At 65.9% G+C, this 18,673-nt stretch carries 15 protein-coding genes; 14 read left to right on the top strand and 1 reads right to left on the bottom strand.

Annotation, left to right across the window (positions count from 1 at the left end; genetic code table 11):
- Window positions 1-121 precede the first annotated feature (121 nt).
- The 4 genes from BM133_RS17435 to BM133_RS17425 all read left to right on the top strand — a co-directional run bounded on the left by BM133_RS17435 (window position 122) and on the right by BM133_RS17425 (window position 4,871).
- A complete protein-coding gene (locus BM133_RS17435; RefSeq protein ID WP_042577412.1) occupies window positions 122-598 on the top strand; it encodes an Lrp/AsnC family transcriptional regulator in 477 nt (158 codons plus the stop codon).
- Window positions 599-764: 166 nt separating this feature from the next.
- Window positions 765-3,197 (top strand): M23 family metallopeptidase, encoded by a 2,433-nt coding sequence (locus BM133_RS17430; protein WP_143100147.1) that lies wholly within the window; start codon window positions 765-767, stop codon window positions 3,195-3,197.
- An 8-nt stretch (window positions 3,198-3,205) separates the two neighbouring features.
- On the top strand, window positions 3,206-3,928 hold the full coding sequence (locus BM133_RS34665) for a hypothetical protein (RefSeq protein WP_143100146.1): 723 nt from the start codon (window positions 3,206-3,208) through the stop codon (window positions 3,926-3,928).
- A gap of 58 nt (window positions 3,929-3,986) precedes the next feature.
- Window positions 3,987-4,871: a hypothetical protein gene (locus tag BM133_RS17425; protein ID WP_093436180.1), complete on the top strand. Its 885-nt coding sequence runs from the start codon at window positions 3,987-3,989 to the stop codon at window positions 4,869-4,871.
- Window positions 4,872-4,892: 21 nt separating this feature from the next.
- Here the strand turns inward: BM133_RS17425 and BM133_RS17420 are convergent, their stop codons facing one another.
- On the bottom strand, window positions 4,893-6,575 hold the full coding sequence (locus BM133_RS17420; RefSeq protein ID WP_218158385.1) for a M28 family metallopeptidase: 1,683 nt from the start codon (window positions 6,573-6,575) through the stop codon (window positions 4,893-4,895).
- Between the two features lie 196 nt (window positions 6,576-6,771).
- Here BM133_RS17420 and BM133_RS17415 point away from each other — a divergent pair, with 196 nt between their 5' ends.
- The 10 genes from BM133_RS17415 (at window position 6,772) to BM133_RS17370 (ending at window position 18,663) form a co-directional block, all read left to right on the top strand.
- Window positions 6,772-7,545 (top strand): basic amino acid ABC transporter substrate-binding protein, encoded by a 774-nt coding sequence (locus BM133_RS17415; protein ID WP_093436176.1) that lies wholly within the window; start codon window positions 6,772-6,774, stop codon window positions 7,543-7,545.
- Between the two features lie 82 nt (window positions 7,546-7,627).
- Window positions 7,628-8,398 (top strand): amino acid ABC transporter permease, encoded by a 771-nt coding sequence (locus tag BM133_RS17410; protein WP_093436173.1) that lies wholly within the window; start codon window positions 7,628-7,630, stop codon window positions 8,396-8,398.
- Between the two features lie 30 nt (window positions 8,399-8,428).
- Window positions 8,429-10,054 (top strand): MFS transporter, encoded by a 1,626-nt coding sequence (locus tag BM133_RS17405; protein WP_093436170.1) that lies wholly within the window; start codon window positions 8,429-8,431, stop codon window positions 10,052-10,054.
- A 135-nt stretch (window positions 10,055-10,189) separates the two neighbouring features.
- Window positions 10,190-12,814, top strand: coding sequence for an autotransporter family protein (locus BM133_RS17400; RefSeq protein WP_093436167.1), 2,625 nt, complete (start codon window positions 10,190-10,192; stop codon window positions 12,812-12,814).
- A gap of 144 nt (window positions 12,815-12,958) precedes the next feature.
- Window positions 12,959-13,780: a creatininase family protein gene (locus BM133_RS17395; protein ID WP_093436165.1), complete on the top strand. Its 822-nt coding sequence runs from the start codon at window positions 12,959-12,961 to the stop codon at window positions 13,778-13,780.
- Window positions 13,781-13,793: 13 nt separating this feature from the next.
- The gene (locus BM133_RS17390) at window positions 13,794-14,594 is read left to right on the top strand and encodes an ABC transporter ATP-binding protein (protein ID WP_093436163.1); all 801 of its coding nucleotides are present in this window, start codon (window positions 13,794-13,796) and stop codon (window positions 14,592-14,594) included.
- Window positions 14,572-15,453, top strand: coding sequence for an ABC transporter permease (locus BM133_RS17385; RefSeq protein WP_177224865.1), 882 nt, complete (start codon window positions 14,572-14,574; stop codon window positions 15,451-15,453). The genes BM133_RS17390 and BM133_RS17385 overlap by 23 nt, the downstream gene beginning before the upstream one ends.
- 4 nt (window positions 15,454-15,457) lie before the next feature.
- Complete coding sequence (locus tag BM133_RS17380; protein WP_093436160.1) at window positions 15,458-16,825, top strand: FAD-binding oxidoreductase; 1,368 nt, start codon at window positions 15,458-15,460, stop codon at window positions 16,823-16,825.
- Between the two features lie 58 nt (window positions 16,826-16,883).
- Entirely contained in the window at window positions 16,884-17,921 is a 1,038-nt protein-coding gene (locus tag BM133_RS17375) for an ABC transporter substrate-binding protein (RefSeq protein WP_093436158.1), read from the top strand.
- A 151-nt stretch (window positions 17,922-18,072) separates the two neighbouring features.
- Window positions 18,073-18,663: an NAD(P)H-dependent oxidoreductase gene (locus BM133_RS17370; protein ID WP_093436155.1), complete on the top strand. Its 591-nt coding sequence runs from the start codon at window positions 18,073-18,075 to the stop codon at window positions 18,661-18,663.
- The last annotated feature ends 10 nt before the right edge of the window (window positions 18,664-18,673 follow it).

Below are 18,673 nucleotides of genomic sequence, written 5' to 3'. Positions count from 1 at the left end.
TGCCCGGTAGGGCGCGAGCCCATGATCACGCAAAGTGTATGCCGGGGTCCGCGACAGGTGTTTGCGTTCTTTGCCCCGAAAAAGCAGGTTCCAGAAAGAATCTTGCTTAATATCGACGCCCATGGAAAGCATTGACAAGTTCGACCTCGCAATCCTGCAAGAACTGCAGGCCGACGGCCGCCTCACCAACGCCGAGCTTGCGCAGCGCGTCGGGCTCTCGGCCGCGCCCTGCTGGCGGCGCGTGCGGGCGCTGGAGGAAGCCGGTTTCATCAAGGGCTACCGCGCCGAGATCGACCGCCACAAGATCGGGCTGGGCGTGCTCGCCTTCGTGCGCGTGGACACCGAGCGCGTCACCAACGAGGCCACGCGCAAGCTGGAAGACGCGATCCGCAAGATGCCCGAGGTGGTGGCCTGCCACTACATCAGCGGCACCGGCACCTTCGAGCTGCAGGTGGTGGCGCAGGACCTGAACGGCTTCTCGGCCTTCGCGCGGCAGCACCTGATGAACCTGCCGAACGTGAAGGACCTGCACACGAGCTTCTCGCTGGGGGAGGTGAAGGCGAGCAGCGCGTTGCCGCTGGGGCACCTGGCCAAATAGCGGCGCAGCCTCGGTCCGACCCATGACTTTTGCCCGCTTCGCGCGGGTTTTGTGCGAGCCCCGCCCACAGGGGTGACCATTGTTTGCAGTGCGAAATCGGTGAGCCGACAAGACTGTGGAGCCCCGGCCGGGATGCGCCCGGCCTTCCACTTTCTTCATGGTTCGCATGATCCTCAGCCCACCCTTTCTGCCCGCCCGGACGTCGCAATCCGAAGCCGCCTGGCTCGACGCCGCGATGGCGCAGCCGACGTCCCGCCTCTGGAGCACCAATGCGCCCGAGGGCTCCTTTCCCCTCAGCCTCCAACTGGCCTGGCACAACGGCATCCACATCCAGGCGCCGCAGGAGGCGGGGGCGTACCTGCCGGTGCGTGCCATCGCCGACGGGACCGTCGTCTTCGCGCATCCGCCGACCGAACGCAACAACGACGTCACCCACGCGCTCAACTACAACCCCTTCCACAGCGACACGCCCAGCGCCGCGTGGACCAGCGACGGCTTCGTCGTCATCGAACACAAGGGCGAGATCGGCGCGGCGGGAACGGTGCCCACCGAGTTCGTCTACTACAGCGCGTGCATGCACCTGGGCAGCCTCGCCCGGCACGCGAGGACGCACGCGCCGCTCAAGGCGGGCGACCGGGTCTTCCGCAAGGAGGAGTTGGGCACGCCCGGACAGATCTACGGCCACGAAGGCCAGGTCCATTTCGAAATCTGCTGCGACGAAGCGAATCTCGAGAAGCTCACCACCCGAAAACGCAACTGGGTCGATCCCCTGGACCCCCGGCCGCCGACCGCGAACGGCCGCACCGACAGCGTTTTCGGGAGCCTCTACATCTATCTCCCGGCGGGCACGCCGACCCGCTCGAGCCAGCCGGCCAGCCACCTGCGCTCGACAGCCCATACGGGCGGCGCGGCGAGCGCCGCGACCGACCACTTCCCGCCCGACACCTTGCGCGCGGCGCAGTGGGTCCAGATCAGCTACGAGCGCGGAAGCGCGACCCTGACCAGCCATGACCGGCTGGGCGCGCCGATCGGCCACCCCCGCAACGACAGCCGCTACGACTACATCTCCGGTGCCGCAGCCCGCCCCGGCGCCTCGCAGAGCTTCGAGTACGACCTGTCCGCCGTCGCCAACGACCGGCACGGCTCCCTGGATGCGGCCACGCAAGCCACGAGCAGCCCGAGCGGCTGGTACGAGCTCCTGCGCTTCGGCCGCAACCTGGGGCCCGATGCATTGCCGGCCAGCGCCGCCCACTGGCGAAAGATCGTCACGCCAGACGGCGGCCTCTGGGTCGACCTCCACGCGCCGGGCACCTTCCAGTTCAGCGATGCCGATTTCCTGCCGGTCACGGGGTGGAACTGCATCGACGACGACCCGACGAAGAACGACCAGCGCTGCGATTCGCTGCATCTGAAGACCCTGATCCGCGACCCGGACCGGACCAACGACCGGCGCATGGAGCGCGCGCAACTGGCGCGGCGCCTGGGAGAACCGGAGGTGCGCAACAAGCTGCGCCGGACGATCTGCAAATTTCCAAGCGAGTGGGACCAGAAGGATGTCGAAAAACGGTATGGCTGGCTGGAGACGGAGGACTTCAAGTCAACGGACGACGACGCGACGGGGGCGCAGAAGTGGGAGCGGTTCGTGAAGCACGCGAAGGCGGTCACGTTTCTTGAATTACCTGAGGCTTTTCTGAAGGCAGACTGGCGGTTTCATCCGAGGGAATTCGTGGGGCACATGAGGAAATGCGGGTGGTTGAGCCAAAATGAAATGAAGCAAATCTATGGGAACCATGTTCGCTCCATAGATAAACCCTCAATATTTCTCGCGATCGAAAAATATCAAATATCTTTCAATCGAATGACGGAAAAATATCTGCTGAATACAAGAAAAAGGCTGCCGCACATTCTCGGCCAGGGAGCTACAGAATCAGATTTTCTGAGAGTCATGCAGGAAACGGCCATGTCCGGCAGTGCCGTCAACGGAGAGGTGCATGGAGTGGTGGGTGCAATCAACTCCCAATCTGCCGCCGATGAAAATCGATTCGGGCATTGGTGGGGATTGAATTCGAACGAACGCGTCGATTGGTATAACTCAAAAAAATTCAGCAGCACGGGGACTTTGATCGCAAGCTCCTACAACTGGCGGATGGGAAATCTCGGAGATCCGGACGCTCAAAAATTTCGCGGCAGAGGATTCAAGCAATTGACCGGCAGGGACAATTATGTTCAGTACTGGGTTTATCGAGGTTGGCTGACCACCACCAGCTTTGATGCGCATTGGTGGAGCGATCCACAGTACGTCGCCAAAAATCCTTCCGGCATGCGCAAGGTCCCGGGCGTGGTCGACAACCCTCAAGTCGTCGGGACGGTGCCTTATAACTGCATGGACGCCGGAGGTTGGTATATGACTTTCCAGCGCTCCGCCGTAATTCGAACGATGGACAGCGACATGGATTATTTTGCCGTCGGTCCCAGTGACCAAGCACAGGAAATGGGAATATCTAAAGCGGTCACTCGTGCCATCAATGGAGGAGAAAACGGCTGGAACCAACGCTTGATGAATACCAGAGCCGCAAAGAAAATTTTGCCCGATCAATGAGACTTGCAATGCCAAAAAGAATAATTCCCCTTATCCTGCTCCTTTTAATTCCTTCGTTTTGCTTTGCGCAAGAAATAGTCGCGACAAAAACCGATGTTCGAACGCTATCCCTCAAAAAAGGCTCGGAATTTCACAAGTGCCCAACTGAATTCAATTTCGAGAACTTCAATTATTCGAGTGATCACAATTTTTTGCTTTTCAATTATTTTGATGAAAAGTTGAACTCCATTCTTTTTCTAGGGTTCATAAAATTATCAACGGCTTACAACCAATGCAGCAAAAATATAAAAATCAAAATTTCACGCGACTCGGCCGGAAAAAATATTCTGGACATAAATGAAGCTGGCCAAATCTACTTGACCTACCTGCAAGACATGTATCGCGTTGGAGGCAACACACTGGGCGTTCGAACCTCCATCGCCGTCAAACATCTGAGCACTTCCAGAGAGATTATTTTCCCATTCAGCATCAAAAATCACGACTCCGAAAAAACGACAATGCGAAAAATTGATCGCATTGGAGGCTTGTCTTCTTTTGATCCGTCCGCCATTTCGTCAGAATTTCGATTTATATCAAAGGACGGGAAGTACATCGTGCCCCTTGGAACTTCATGCAGCATGGAAGATTTCTACATGGGTATTTGGAATGTTGAAACGAGAAAAGAAATTTCTGCAAAGGAAATCCGCGACCTGATCCGAAAAGGCTTTCGATGCAAGGACATGTTCGGCTGATGTCCTTCAGCGATATGCGAGCATCCACCCCATCACCGAGACAAGAAGAGGGAGCCGCATGCATCTCGACCCCAGCCGCCGCGCACTGGACCATCTGCAGGACATCCGCCTGCTGACCGACGCCGAACACACAACGGCCACCAACGATCCGGAGTTGCCCAACGCCCCGTTGCGCACGCCCGCCGAAGCCCTCGCCTGGGTCGTCGCCCGCGAGATCGTTCCGCAGGCTCAACTCGCCGGGCTCCCCACTCGCGCCGCCGCAGGCCGGGAGAACGAAGCCCAGGCCATCGTCTCCGAAGCCACCGACCTCATCAGCGGCGAATTCCCGCTGCCGCCCTGGGCGCAGTTGCATATCCGCCTGCTGGACCGCCGCGTGCAGGACGGCGTCAGCGCCAGCGCGCTGGACCAGTTGCTGAACCTGCAATTGATCGACGCGGCGCAGCACGCGCACAGCCTCTCCATGCTGCCCACCCACCAGGAAGCCTGGGCCGCGCCCGACTCGCTGCCCGCCACGCTCGCCTGGACGGTGCTCCGATCGGGCGCGCTGGGCGAGGACGAGCTCAAGGCGCTGGCCGGCCGCGGCGCGCACCAGGACATCGTCGCGGACGCCATCGCCCGCATCGACGGCGCGAAGACGACGAAGCGCGTGACATCGACCTCGACGACGTTCTCCCTCGATTCGCTGGACTTCGACACCTCGTCGTCCTCGTCGACGACTGCCTCGCCGTCCGTGCCGTTCACCCTGCCTTCGTCTTCCTCGTCTTCTTCTTCGTCGTCTTCCTCGTCTTCGTCGTCTTCGTCGTCCTCCACCTCGCAGACGCGGACATTCACCTGGACGTCCTCGTCCTCGACCTCGGCGGCAGCCCCGGCGAGCCGCTGGAAGCAGATGATCGGCGTCGTGGTGGTCGCGCTGATCGCGCTCTACATCCTCTTCGGCCGCTGAAACCGAAGACCCGGCGCCGCGTCAGCGCCGCTCGCTGCGGCTGGCCTCGCGCGTCGCACGGAACTCCGACCCCTGTCCCCATTCGGGCCAGCGCTTGCTGTTGGCCAGCATCTGGCCCACGCGATAAAGCAGCGGCAGGTCGTGCGCCATGCCGGTGAAGGACCAGTCGGCCCGCCACTCGTCGGCCGGCTGGTGGTAGCGGTCGGCGGTGTAGGCCTTGCTGGCCGCTTCGCCGGCCGCCAGACCGCCCGCCACCCAGTCGTCGCCGGAGTCGAAAGACAGCGCCGGCACGCCGCGCTTGGCGAACGAGAAATGGTCGGAGCGGAAGAAATAGCCGGCCTCCGGATGCGGGTCCGGCGCGTAGGCCAGGCCAAAGCCCTTGGCCTCATCGACCAGCAGGTCCTGCAGCTGCGACGCGGCGCTGCCCGAGGTGCTGAAGTTGCGCGACGGGCCTTCGGGGCTCAACGCGTCCATGTTGATCACCGCCACGGTTTTGGCCAGCGGATACAGCGGCTTGGCGCCGTAGTACTCGGAGCCCAGGAGGCCGCGCTCCTCGGCCGTCACGGCCAGGAAAACGACGGAGCGTTCGGGCTTCTTGGGCGCGCTCGCGAAGGCGCGGCCCATCTCGATCAGCGCCGCGAGGCCGGTGCCGTTGTCGACCGCGCCGTTGTAGATCCTGTCGCCCTTGGCATCGGGCGCGCCCACGCCCAGGTGGTCCCAGTGGGCGCTGTAGATCACGGTCTCGCCGGGGCGCTTGCTGCCTTCGATGCGGCCCACCACGTTCCTGGAGACGATCACCTCGCGCGCTATCGCGTACTCGGCCGTGAGGCTCGCGTCCTTCAGCACCTGCGGCTGGAATTCGCGCGTCTGCGCGAGCTTTTTCTGCGCCTCGAAATCCAGGCCCGCGCGGCGCAGCAGTTCGACAGCCACGTCGCGCTGGATCCAGGCCTCCAGCTTCGGGTGCACCGCCGCCGGCCGGTCGCGCTCGATGTCGAGCATGGTCGCGGTGTTGGAGTTCTTCACCGTCGCCCAGCCGTAGGCGGCGGGCGCGGTCTCGTGCACGATCAGCACGCCCAGCGCGCCGCGGCGCGCGGCCTCCTCGAACTTGTAGGTCCAGCGGCCGTAGTAGGTCATGGCCTTGCCGCCGAAATCGCCTTTTCCGGTTTCGAAGTCGGGGTCGTTGACCAGTACGACCGCGATCTTGCCCTTCAGGTCGACGCCCTTGTAGTCGTCCCAGCGCCGCTCGGGCGCGCTCACGCCGTAGCCCACGAACACCAGCGGCGCCTCTCGGATCGAGACGGCCGTGGAGCCGTCCATCGCAGCGCGCACCGCGATCTGCTCGCCCTGCACCAGCGCATCGCGTTGCGTGCCCACCTGCAGCGTGAACTGCGGCGCGCCGCGGAATTCGGTCTTCACGAGCGGCACCGATTGCGTCCAGCCGCGCTGGCCGCCTTCCAGGTCGCCGCCGGGCACGAGGCCCGCGGCCTTGAACTGGGCCACGAGGTAGTCGACCGTCCTGGCCTCCGCCGGCGTGGCCGGCGCGCGGCCTTCGAAGTCGTCGCCGGAGATGGTCTTCACGATCTGCGACAGGCGCTGCGGATCGAAGCGCGGCGCCGGGTCGGCAGCCAGCGCGCTGGCGGTGCCCCATGCGAGGCCGAGGCCGAGGCCGAAAAGAAACGATGAAAGGGCGGGCCGCAGGGTCATGCAAGGCTCCTGAATGGGGATGCCCCGGATGCTAGTGAGCAAGCCGCGGCCGCCGCGCTATGCCCTCGCTCGCTCCCGGAGAACCTTAGTTAGCTCGCGCGCCCTGGCACGCTCCGTGCGGGCGGTGCGATAGCGCAAGCCTAAAATCCCCGCCCACCACATGCATCCCGCCACCGCGGACAAAGAGGACCCTCGAATGAACCCCATCCGCCGCGCCCTGGCTTCCGGCCTTGTTGGCCTTGCCGCCGTCACGCTCGCCTTCGGCGCCCAGGCGCAGACTCCGAACCGCGAACTCACCGTCGCCTCCAGCGCCACCTACGCCCCGTTCGCCTTCGAGAACAAGGACAAGCAGATCGTGGGCTTCGACATCGACATCATCAACGCCATCGCCAAGCAGCAGGGCCTGAAGATCAAGATCGTCAACACGCCCTTCACCGGCATCTTCGGCGCGCTGAACAACGGCGACGTCGACCTGGTGATCTCGGGCGTGACCATCAACGACAAGCGCAAGCAGAGCTACGACTTCACCCCGCCCTACTTCGCGGCGCGCCAGCTGATCGCGCTTCCCAAGAACAGCACGGTCGCCTCGCTGAAGGACCTGGCCGGCAAGAAGATCGCGGTGGTGAGCGCCTCCACCGCCGACGACATCGCCTCGCGCGAGTTCGGCAAGACCAGCCCCAACATCCGCCGCTTCGAGAGCACGCCGCTCATCATTTCGGAGTTGGCCGGCGGCGGCGTGGATGCTGCCATGGGCGACAACGGCGTCATCGCCTACCGCGTGGCGCAACACGCCGACCTGAAGACGCTGGACGACAAGTCCTTCCCCGAAGAGGGCTTCGGCATCGTCGTGAAGAAGGGCGACAAGGCGCTGCTGGACAAGCTCACGGCGGGCCTGGCCGCCGTGCGCGCCGACGGCAGCTACGTCACGATCTACAAGAAGTGGTTCAACAAGGACCCGAACGTGCGCTGAGCCGCACGGCACCTGTGACCCGATCACGGCCGCCCTCGAAGCGGCCGTTTGTTTTTCAGACAGATGACGTGAAGGCAACGTGATGGAACAACCCATTCTCTTGTTCGGATGGTTCCGCTGGGACATCCTGGTCGAATACAAGGACCTGTTCTGGCAAGGCGCGTGGATGACGCTGCGCATGACGGTGGTGTGCGTGCTGCTGGGTTCGAGCTGGGGCCTGTGTCTCGCGCTCGCGCGCCTGGCGCAGCCGCGCCATGCGCCGTGGACCTGGGTCGCGCGTTTCTTTTTGCGCTGGCCGGCCACGGTGTACGTGAGCTTCTTCCGGGGCACGCCGCTGTTCGTGCAGATCCTCTTGATCCACTTCGCGGTGATGCCGGTGTTCATCCATCCGGCCACCGGCATCCTCATCGACGGCGAGCTCGCGCGCACGCTCAAGCAAGAGCACGGCGCGCTCATCTCGGGCGTGGTGGCGCTCACGCTCAACTCGGCGGCGTACATCTCCGAAGTGTTCCGCGCGGGCATCCAGTCGATCTCGCGCGGGCAGTTCGATGCGGGCCGCTCGATCGGCTTTTCGCCCGCGCAGGTGATGCGCTACGTGGTGCTGCCGCAGGCCTTCCGCCGCATGCTGCCGCCGCTGGGCAACAACGCGATCGCGCTGCTGAAAGACACGTCGCTGGTCTCGGCCATCGGCCTGGCGGAGCTGGCCTACGCGGCACGCACCGTGGCCGGCGCCTATGCACGCTACTGGGAGCCGTACCTGGCGATCTCGGTCATCTACTGGGTGATGACGCTGGTGCTCACGACGATGCTGCGACGGCTCGAGCACCGCCTGGCACGCAGCGACCGCGGCTGAGTAAAAAACCGCGCGCCACAATAGCGCCACATGCCACCCATAACGACCGAAGAGACGCCCCTTCCGCCCACGCGGCCGCAACCCTCGAAGTTCGCGGCCCTGGAGCCCCTGAAGCTCCCCGTGTTCCGCATGCTGTGGAGCACCTGGCTCATCGCCAACATCTGCATGTGGATGAACGATGTGGCCGCCGCGTGGATGATGACCTCGCTGACCACCTCGCCGATCTGGGTCGCGCTGGTGCAGTCGGCCTCCACGCTTCCGGTGTTCCTGCTGGGCCTTCCGAGCGGCGCGCTGGCCGACATCCTCGATCGCCGGCGCTGGCTGGTGGCCACGCAGTTCTGGCTGGCCGGCACGGCCATCGTGCTGTGCGCGGCGCTGGCGCTCGACCTCATGACCGCGCCGCTCCTGCTCGCGCTCACCTTCGCCAACGGCATCGGCTTGGCGCTGCGCTGGCCGGTGTTCTCGGCCATCGTGCCGGAACTGGTGCCGCGCCCGCAGCTGCCCGCGGCACTGGGCCTGAACGGCATCGCGATGAACGCCTCGCGCATCATCGGCCCGCTCACGGCCGGCATGCTGATCGCGAGCGCGGGGACCATCTGGGTGTTCGCGCTCAACGCGGTGCTGTCGGTGGCCTCGGGCTTCGTGGTGCTGCGCTGGCGGCGCGAGCACACGCCCAATCCGCTGGGCCGCGAAAAGCTCGTGAGCGCCATGCGCGTGGGCGTGCAGTTCGTGCGGCAGTCGCAGCGCATGCGCGCGGTGCTCACGCGCATCTCGATCTTCTTCTTCCACTCGACGGCGCTGCTCGCGCTCTTGCCGCTGCTGGCGCGCAACTTGAAAGGCGGCGACGCGGGCACCTTCACGCTGCTCCTGGCCGCGATGGGCTCGGGCGCGATCGTCGCGGTGCTGTTCCTGCCGCGGCTGCGCCAGGCGATGGGGCGCGACCAGCTGGTGCTGCGCGGCACGCTGCTGCAGTCGGGCGCCACGGCGGTGATGGCCTTCGCGCCCAACGCGTGGGTGGCGGTGCCGGCGATGTTCTTCGGCGGCATGGCGTGGATCACGGTGGCCAATTCGCTCTCGGTGTCGGCGCAGCTCGCGCTGCCCGACTGGGTGCGGGCGCGCGGCATGTCGATGTACCAGATGGCCATCATGGGCGCGAGCGCGATCGGGGCGGCCATCTGGGGCCAGGTGGCGACCGTCACGGCGCTGAACCTGAGCCTGGCGGTGGCCGCCGTGAGCGGCACGCTGATGATGCTCATCGCCCTGCGCTGGGTGACCGACGTGACCGGCGAGGACGACACCAGCCCCGCCGAAGCCGGCTGGACCGCCGGCCCGCCGGCCGAGGCGCCGCAGGAAGAAGGGCGCGTGGTGATCACGGTCGAATACCTCATCGAGCCCGCGCGCGCCGCGGCCTTCCACATCGTCATGCAGCAGACGCGCCGCGCGCGCCTGAGCCAGGGCGCCATCGGCTGGGAGCTGCTGCACGACATCGCGCAGCCCAGCCGCTACGTGGAGCAGATCGTGGACGACTCGTGGACCGACCACCTGCGCCGCTTCAACCGCGCGACGGCCAGCGACATGGCGCTGCGGGAGCGCCGGCTGGCGTTCCACATCGGCGAGACGCAGCCGGTGGTCACGCGCTACATCGTGCGGCGCTGAGGGGCGATACAGGGCGGACACCGGGCCGCGCCCCGGTGAGTACGGAAGTTCGTGTGTTTCCCAAATGTGAATTGCACTGAATAATCGATCGCTCCCGGCCCCTGCGGCCGTGCAAAAACAAGAAGGAGCAAGGACATGCGTCTGGAGCAGCGCGCCCGATCTTTCCGCCGCACGCCGGCATTTCCCCTGACCTGCATCGTGGCCGCCCTCGCGGGGCTGACGGGCAGTGCGGCCCACGCGGCGTGCGGCCCCACCGCGACGCCCGCCACCGGCCAGAGCGTGGTCTGCAGCGGCGCGACGACCGGCTCGGCCAGCGTGATCGCCGCGCCGGGCAGCACCGGCGTCGCCATCACCGTGGACAGCGGCGCCACGCTGACCACCAATGCCACGCAGGCCCTCCTGGTGCGCGATGCCAGCAGCATCACCAACAACGGCACCCTCACCGTCTCGGGCGGTTCGGGCTCGGCGCGCGCGGCGATGGTCGCCACGGGCAACGACAACACGATGACCAACAACGGCGCCATCCGCACCACGAGCGGCGGCACCTCGGGCATCCTGGTGACGTCGAACAGCAGCACGCGCACGCTCATCACCAACAACGGTTCCATTGCGACCACGGGCGGCAGCTCGCACGGCATCTCCACGCTGGGGCCGGGCAACACGATCGTCAACAACGGCACGATCACGACCAGCGGCAACTCGGCCAAGGGCGTCTACCTGCAGGGCGGCAACCTCGCGGCCAACCTCTTGGTCAACACCGGCACCATCGCCACCACGGGCGCCAATTCGCCCTCGGGCGGGGCCGACGCGGTGCATGCCAACACGCTGGGCCTGAGCTTCTTCTCGCGCGTGGAGAACCGGGCCGGCGCCCTCCTCTCGAGTGCCAACGGCTACGGCTACCGCGGCCAGAACGGCAACGACGTGCTGGTGAACGCGGGCACCATCGAAGGCCACGGCGGCGCCGGCAACAGCGACGCGATCTACATGGGTGCTCTCGGCAACGGCACGCTGATATTGCAGACCGGCTCGGTCATCCGCGGCGGCGCCGATGGCGGCAATGCGATCGCGAACACCTTTCTGGAAGGCAGCGGCACGGTGGACAACGCCTTCCGCAATTTCCAGAATCTGACGATGCGCGGCGCCGAATGGTCGTGGCTCACCGATGCGACTTTCTCGGACGGGATACGCATCGAATCGGGCCGCTTCAACCTGCCCGCGACGCTGACAAGCCCGGTCATCGCCGTGCTCCCCGGCACCACAGTCGCGGGCACCGGCACGTTCGCCGGCAACGTGACGAACCAGGGCACGCTTTTGCCCGGCCCGAACGACGGCGTGAATTTCGGCGCCTTCACGGTGCGGGGCAACTACCTGGGCAACGGCGCGCTGATGCAGATCAACACGGTGCTGGCCGGCGACAACGCGCCCTCCGACCGGCTGGTGATCGACGGCGGCGCAGCCTCGGGCGGCACCGCCATCCGCGTGCTCAACCGCGGCGGCCTGGGCGCGCCGACGCTGGCCGACGGCATCCTGGTGGTGCAGACGGTCAACGGCGGCACCACGGCAACGCACGCGTTCTCGCTCACCCAGCCGGTCGAGGCCGGCGCGTACACCTACCGGCTCTTTCGCGGCGGCGCGGCCGGCAACAACCCGGACAACTGGTACCTGCGCAACAACGGCTACCTGGTCGGCGGCGTGGTGGTGGGCTCTCTCGCCGAGGCGCTCGAAGTCATCGCCGAAACGCCAGGCGTGCCGGGCGCGCCGGGCGCGTCAGCGCCCGTCGTCGAGCAGGTCAAGCTGTACCGGCCCGAGGTGGCGCTCTACAGCAGCGTGCCGCTGGTGGTGCGCCAGCTCGGGCTCGCGCAGCTGGGCAGCTTTCACGACCGGCAAGGCGACCAGCAGCTGCTCGCGGAAGGTGAGCAAGGCGAAGGCCGGCAGGCCTCGTGGGGCCGCGTGTTCGGGGAAAGCACGCGGCAGCGCCTGCGCGGCGATGCGAATCCGCAGTTCGACGGCAACATCCACGGGCTGCAGCTGGGCCATGACTTTCTCGTAGGCACGGACGCCTCGGGCGGACGCCACCGCATCGGCGTGCTCGGCGGCTACACGCGTGCGAGCGGCGACACGAGCGGCGTGGCCGGCGGCGCGACCAACGCCGCCACGGGGCGCCTGAGCGTGGAGGGCTACAGCCTCGGCGCGTACTGGACCCGCGTGGCAACCAGCGGCTGGTACAGCGACGCCGTGCTCATGGCCACGCGCTTCAAGACCGAGGCGCAGTCCACGCTCGGGCGCGGCGGCCGGCCGCACGGCAAGACCATCACCGCGTCGCTCGAAGCCGGCTATCCCTTCGCGCTCGGCGACAACGTCTCGCTGCAGCCGCAGGTGCAGCTGATCTGGCAGCGCAGCTCGGTCGACGATTTCGACGATGGTCTTTCCACCGTGCGCTTCCAGCGCGACAACGCCGTCACGGGGCGCCTGGGCGCGCGGCTGGAGGGCAGCTTCAGCGCCGCGGGCGGCACCTGGAAGCCCTACCTCAAGGCCAACCTCTGGCACACCTTCAGCGGCACCAACGCGCTCTTCTTCGGTCCGACCGACCAGGTCGGCAACCGCCGCAACGCGAGCGCGCTCGAAGTCGGCGCGGGCGTGGTCGGGCAGGTGAGCAAGACGGTGGCGGTGTACGGCGGGCTCGCGTACACGCGGGCCATCGGCAACGACGGCGAGCAGTCCGGCATGCAGGGGCAGGTGGGGATGCGGCTGCGCTGGTAGCCGCGCGCCATTGACCAGTTGATCTGGTTTGGATGGCGATTTCGGGCGGGCGTACAGGCGTACGGGTAATTGCTGAGCTACTTTTTTTGACCGAATGGATGATTTAAGTCATCATCCGGCCGTCGCGTCACAAGGACCACCCCGATGAATCCGCCCCCCCTGCGCAGCCGCTTCTGGTCCGACCTGACCAGCGAAGAGTTCTCCCGCCTGGACCGCGAACGGCTCATCGCCGTGTTGCCGGTGGGCGCCACCGAGCAGCACGGCCCGCACCTGCCGATGTCCACCGACACCGCCACCATCGACGGCATGGTGCGCGCCACGCTCCCGCACCTGCCCGACGACCTGCCGGTGCTGTTCCTGCCCACCGTGCCCTACGGCAAGAGCAACGAGCATTCGCGCTACCCGGGCACGCTGACCGTGTCGGCGAACACGCTGATCTCGCTGTGGAAGGACATCGGCGCCTGCGTCGCGAAGGCCGGCGTGCGCAAGCTGGTGCTCTACAACAGCCACGGCGGCCAGATGAGCGTGATGGACATCGTGGCACGTGACCTGCGCGAGGAACACGACATGATGGTCGTCGCCGCCAACTGGTACACGCTGGGCCTGCCCGAGGGCCTGTTCACCGCGCACGAGGGCAAGCACGGCATCCATGCGGGCGACCTCGAAAGCTCGGTGATGCTGCACCTCACGCCCGACTACGTGCGGCGCGACCAGTTCCAGAACTTCAGCTCGATGACCGAGCAACTGGCCGCCGAGAACAAGTTCCTCTCGATCACGCCCAGCGGCAAGCTCGGCTGGCAGATGCACGACATCAACCCCTCGGGCGCGGCCGGCGATGCCACGCGCGCCACGGCCGAGAAGGGCGCCGCGGTGCTCGACCACGTGGGCCGGCGCTTCGTCGAATTGCTGCACGAGGTGGACCGCTTCCCCTTGTCGCGCCTCGCCAACGAACCCGCCTGGCGCTAGGCTCGCCCCCACCATGGAAAGCACCACGCCATCCACCCCGCCGCTGGTCAGCCTGCGCCACGTCAGCAAGCGTTTTGCCAACGGCACGCTCGCGCTGCAAGGCATGACGCTGGATATCGGCGAGCACGACTTCATCAGCTTTCTCGGCCCCTCGGGCTGCGGCAAGAGCACGGCGCTCAGGCTCATCGCCGGGCTCACGCGCCTGAGCTCGGGCGAGATGCACTGGTCCGGCGCCAACACCGGAAAGACACAGAGCGACCGCGACCTGGGCTTCGTGTTCCAGGAGCCCACGCTCATGCCCTGGGCCAAGGTGTTCGACAACGTGTGGCTGCCGCTCAAGCTGGCCGGCCAGGGCCGCGATGCGGCGGCGCCGGTCGTGCAGCAGGTGCTGGAGATGGTGGGCCTCTCGCGATTCGCCGACGTGTACCCGCGCGAGCTCTCGGGCGGCATGAAGATGCGCGTGTCGATCGCGCGCGCGCTGGTCACGCACCCGCGCCTCCTGCTGATGGACGAGCCCTTCGCCGCGCTGGACGAGATGACGCGCATCAAGCTCAACAACGACCTGCTGGCCATCTGGCGCGAGCACCGCTTCTCGGTGGTGTTCGTCACGCACAGCGTGTACGAGTCGGTGTATCTGTCCAACCGCATCGTGGTGATGGCCGCGCGCCCGGGCCGGGTGATCGACGAGATCCGCATCGACGAGCCTTATCCGCGCGGCGAAGAATTCCGCACCTCGAGCCGCTACAACGCGCATTGCACTGCTGTCTCGCAATCCCTGCACGGAGCCCTGCATGGCGTCGACATCGATCACTGAACCCGTCGCCCTCGCGGCCGTGGACACGGCGCCGTCCGAGGCCTCGCTGCGCGCGCATGAAGACAGGCTGCGCCGGCGCGAATCGTTGCTGCGCATCGTCGTGCCCGCGGCCATCGTCGCGCTGCTGCTGCTCGTCTGGGAATGGACGGTGCGCGCCAACAACATCCCGCACTACATCCTGCCCGCGCCCTCGCTCATCCTGAAGACGCTGTTCGACAACTGGGACACGCTCTCCAGCGCGTTGTGGTTCACGGTGAAGCTCACGCTGCTCGCATTGCTCGCGGCCATCGTCGGCGGCGTGCTGCTGGCGATCGCGTTCGCGCTTTTCAAGTGGGTGGAGATCGGCCTCTTCCCGATCGCGGTGATCCTGCAGGTGACGCCGATCATCGCGATCGCGCCGCTGATCCTGATCTACGTGTCGAGCACCACCGCGGCATTGCTGCTGTGCGCGTGGATCGTGGCGTTCTTTCCGATCCTGTCGAACACCGTCATCGGCCTGAAGAGCGCCGACAGCAACCTGCGCGACCTGTTCCAGCTCTACAAGGCCTCGCCCTGGCAGACCTTCCGCTACCTGCTCGCACCGAGCGCGCTGCCGTACTTCATGGCGGGGCTGAAGATCGCGGGCGGGCTGAGCCTGATCGGCGCAGTGGTGGCGGAGTTCACGGCCGGCACGGCGGGCAAGGAGACGGGTCTGGCCTCGCGCATTCTCGAATCGAGCTTTCGCACCGAGATCCCGATGATGTTCGCGGCGCTGCTCCTGGTGTCGTTGCTCGGCATCGTGATCTTCATCGTGTTCGCCGCGTTGTCGCGCATGGTGCTTGGGCACTGGCACGAGAGCGAGATGCGCCGTGAACGCTAGGACGATGCACACCGCCGCCATCGACTGGGATGCCGTGCGCGAAGACCTGCGCGGCCTCAACCTCGTCACCGCGCCGAGCCAGAGAAAGCAGCTGTCCAAGGACTTCTACTGGTACAGCCCCATCCTCACCGCGCAGCTCGCGGGCTGCGTGGCCGACCTCGTGGTCAAGGTCAGCACCGAGGACGACGTGCGCCAAGCCGCGGCCGTGGCCGCGAAGTGGAAGCTGCCCCTCACCGTGCGCGCGGGCGGCACCGGCAACTACGGCCAATGCGTGCCGCTCGAAGGCGGCATCGTGCTGGACGTGACGCTGATGTGCCGCGTGCTCGACATCCAGGACGGCCGCATGCGCGTGGAGGCCGGCGCGCGCATGCACGACATCGACCTCGCCGCGCGCGAGACCGGGCAGGCGCTGCGCATGTGGCCCTCGACCTGGCACGTGGCCAGCATCGGCGGCTTCATCGCGGGCGGGTTCGGCGGCATCGGGTCGTTTCGCCACGGCATCCTGCGCGACCCCGGCAACCTGCTGCGCGCGCGCGTGATGACGGTGGAACGCGCGCCGCGCGTCATCGAACTGCAGGGCGACGAGATCCAGCAGGTGCACCACGCCTACGGCACCAACGGCGTGATCCTCGACGTGGAAGTGGCATTGAGCCCGGCCGTCGAATGGGTGCACTGCACGGTGCTCTTCGAGACATATCGGGGGGCGCTCGACTTCGGCATCGCCGCGCAGGCGCCAACGCTCGATATCTTTTTGCTCTCCACGGTGGAGGCCCGCTTCTCGCCGTACTACACGGCGATGCGCGACCGCTTTCCGACCGACCGGCATGCGGTGTTCACCATGGTCTCGCCCGAGTCGATGGCCGAGTTCCGCGCGCTGGCCGATGCGCACGGCGGCACGATCTCCGTCGCCGGCACCGAGGCCGAACTGCTCGCCGACGGCCTGCCGCCCGCCTACGAGTGCGCCTTCAACCACACGACGCTGCAGGCGCTGAAGGCCGACCGCGGCTGGACCTACCTGCAGGTCGCCTATTCGCAGCCTTTCGATCCCTCGGTGGTCGAGCGCCACTTGAAGATCTTCGGCGACGACGTGCTGCAGCACCAGGACTTCGCGCGCGCGGGCGGCGAGTGCGGCACCTTCGGCATCCTGCTCGTGCGCTGGAAGGGCGAGGCGCACCAGTACGAGGTGATCCGCGAGATCGAATCGCAGGGCGGCTGCCAGATCTTCAATCCGCACGTGGTCACCATCGAGGACGGCGGCATGAAGACCATCGACACGCAGCAGATCGAATTCAAGAAGCGCAGCGACCCGATGGGTTTGATGAACCCCGGAAAAACGCGCGGATGGCATCCGGACATGGCCGTCGAACGCTGAGAAAAAGATTTAGTCTCCGCATCCCGTACTTTCAAAACCTCCACAGGAGCACGTCCCCATGCGCATCCCCGCTTTCAACGTCCGACCGCTCGGCAACCTTGCCATGGGCCTGGCGCTCGCTGGCGCCGCCTTCGCCGTGCAGGCGCAGGAAAAAGTGGTGTTCGCCACCAACTGGAAAGCGCAGGCCGGCCACGGCGGCTTCTACCAGGCGCTGGTGGACGGCACCTACAAGAAGTACGGCCTGGACGTGGACATCCAGCAGGGCGGCCCGATGGTCAACAACCGGCCGATGCTGCCGGCCGGCAAGGTCGACTTCCTCATGACCGGCAACCTGCTGCAGTCCTTCGACAACGTGAAGAACGGCGTGCCCACCGTGGTGGTCGCGGCCTTCTTCCAGAAGGACCCGCAGGCCATGTTCGCGCACCCGGGCCAGGGCTTCGACACCTTCAAGGACATGACCAAGGCGCCCGTGGCCTTCATCGGCAAGGATGGCCAGTTCAGCTTCTGGCAGTGGATGAAGTCCGAGCACGGCTTCAAGGATTCGCAGCTCAAGCCCTACACCTTCAACGTCGGCCCGTTCCTGGCGGACAAGAAGTCGATCCAGCAGGGCTACGCGATCTCCGAGCCGCTGTCGATCAAGGCGCAGGCCGGATTCGATCCGGTGGTGCAGCTCCTGGCGGACAACGGCTTCTCGACCTACTCGACCACCGTCGAGACGCGCGCCGACCTCATCAAGAACAAGCCCGAGACGGTGCGCAAGTTCGTCGAGGCCTCGATCATCGGGTGGAACAACTACCTCTACGGCGACAACAAGGCCGCCAACGAGATGATCGCCAAGATCAACCCCGACTCGCCCGTGGCGGCATCGCAGGGCTCCATCGAGCTGATGAAGAAGATGGGCATCGTGGACAGCGGCGAGTCGCTCGCCAAGGGCATCGGCGCGATGGACAAAGCCCGCGTGAAGGACTTCTACGACAAGATGGTCAAGGCCGGTCTCTACAAGACGGGCGAGGTCGATCTCTCCAAGGTCGTGACCACGCAGTTCGTGAACAAGGGCGTCGGTGTCGACGTTCGCAAGAAGCTCACCGGCAAATAAGCCGTCCCGCTTCATCATTGTTTTTCCCGTGGGCCGCGCGGGGCTTGCGCCGGGGTCAGATGCCGGCGCCTGGGTTGCCATAAGGCACCGCGCGGCCTTTTGTTCCTTGGGCTCTGACCCTGTCTCGCCGATAGGCGATGCGGCCCTTCTCATGAAAACGCTAGTCGTCCACTGCCATCCGAACCCTGACAGCTTCAATCACGCGCTCTATCGCACCGCTCTCGAAGCGCTCGAACCCCGCCATGCCGTGCGGGCCATCGACCTGTACGCCGAGGGGTTCGACCCGACGCTCACCTGCGAAGAGCGCATCGCTTACCTGGACAACCCCGACCTCATCCGCGAACGCGTGAAACCGCATGTCGAAGCGCTGCTGTGGGCCGAGCACCTCGTGTTCGTCTACCCCACCTGGTTCCATGGACCGCCCTCGATGCTCAAGGGCTGGCTGGAGCGGGTGTGGCTGCCGGGCGTGGCCTTCCTGCCTGCGGAGCGCAAGGGCCAGCTCGCCAAGTCGGGCATGCGTCACATCCGGCGGCTGACGGTGGTGACCACGGGCGGGTCGCCCCGCTGGTTCGTGCTGATGATCGGCGACCCGGGGCGGCGCCTGTTCACGCGCGCACTGCGGGCGCTGTTCGCGTGGCGCTGCAAGGTGACGTGGCTGCAGCTGCACGACATGAACGCCGTCACCGCGCGCGACCGCACGCATTTCATCGAGCGCGTTTCGCGCAAGCTGCAGAACATCTAAGCAGGGAGAC

It is taken from the genome of Variovorax sp. 770b2, from assembly GCF_900115685.1.
GTDB lineage: Bacteria > Pseudomonadota > Gammaproteobacteria > Burkholderiales > Burkholderiaceae_C > Variovorax.
This window is presented reverse-complemented; position numbering and strand designations above follow the sequence as displayed.

Excerpts from the sequence above, each read along its gene's own strand:
- BM133_RS17435 (WP_042577412.1), top strand. The coding sequence starts at position 122 with ATGGAAAGCATTGACAAGTTCGACCTCGCAATCCTGCAAGAACTGCAG.
- BM133_RS17380 (WP_093436160.1), top strand. The coding sequence starts at position 15,458 with ATGCACACCGCCGCCATCGACTGGGATGCCGTGCGCGAAGACCTGCGC.
- BM133_RS17400 (WP_093436167.1), top strand. The coding sequence starts at position 10,190 with ATGCGTCTGGAGCAGCGCGCCCGATCTTTCCGCCGCACGCCGGCATTT.
- BM133_RS17415 (WP_093436176.1), top strand. The coding sequence starts at position 6,772 with ATGAACCCCATCCGCCGCGCCCTGGCTTCCGGCCTTGTTGGCCTTGCC.
- BM133_RS17395 (WP_093436165.1), top strand. The coding sequence starts at position 12,959 with ATGAATCCGCCCCCCCTGCGCAGCCGCTTCTGGTCCGACCTGACCAGC.
- BM133_RS17430 (WP_143100147.1), top strand. The coding sequence starts at position 765 with ATGATCCTCAGCCCACCCTTTCTGCCCGCCCGGACGTCGCAATCCGAA.
- BM133_RS17385 (WP_177224865.1), top strand. The coding sequence starts at position 14,572 with ATGGCGTCGACATCGATCACTGAACCCGTCGCCCTCGCGGCCGTGGAC.
- BM133_RS17425 (WP_093436180.1), top strand. The coding sequence starts at position 3,987 with ATGCATCTCGACCCCAGCCGCCGCGCACTGGACCATCTGCAGGACATC.
- BM133_RS17390 (WP_093436163.1), top strand. The coding sequence starts at position 13,794 with ATGGAAAGCACCACGCCATCCACCCCGCCGCTGGTCAGCCTGCGCCAC.
- BM133_RS17370 (WP_093436155.1), top strand. The coding sequence starts at position 18,073 with ATGAAAACGCTAGTCGTCCACTGCCATCCGAACCCTGACAGCTTCAAT.
- BM133_RS17420 (WP_218158385.1), bottom strand. The coding sequence starts at position 6,575 with ATGACCCTGCGGCCCGCCCTTTCATCGTTTCTTTTCGGCCTCGGCCTC.
- BM133_RS17410 (WP_093436173.1), top strand. The coding sequence starts at position 7,628 with ATGGAACAACCCATTCTCTTGTTCGGATGGTTCCGCTGGGACATCCTG.
- BM133_RS34665 (WP_143100146.1), top strand. The coding sequence starts at position 3,206 with ATGCCAAAAAGAATAATTCCCCTTATCCTGCTCCTTTTAATTCCTTCG.
- BM133_RS17375 (WP_093436158.1), top strand. The coding sequence starts at position 16,884 with ATGCGCATCCCCGCTTTCAACGTCCGACCGCTCGGCAACCTTGCCATG.
- BM133_RS17405 (WP_093436170.1), top strand. The coding sequence starts at position 8,429 with ATGCCACCCATAACGACCGAAGAGACGCCCCTTCCGCCCACGCGGCCG.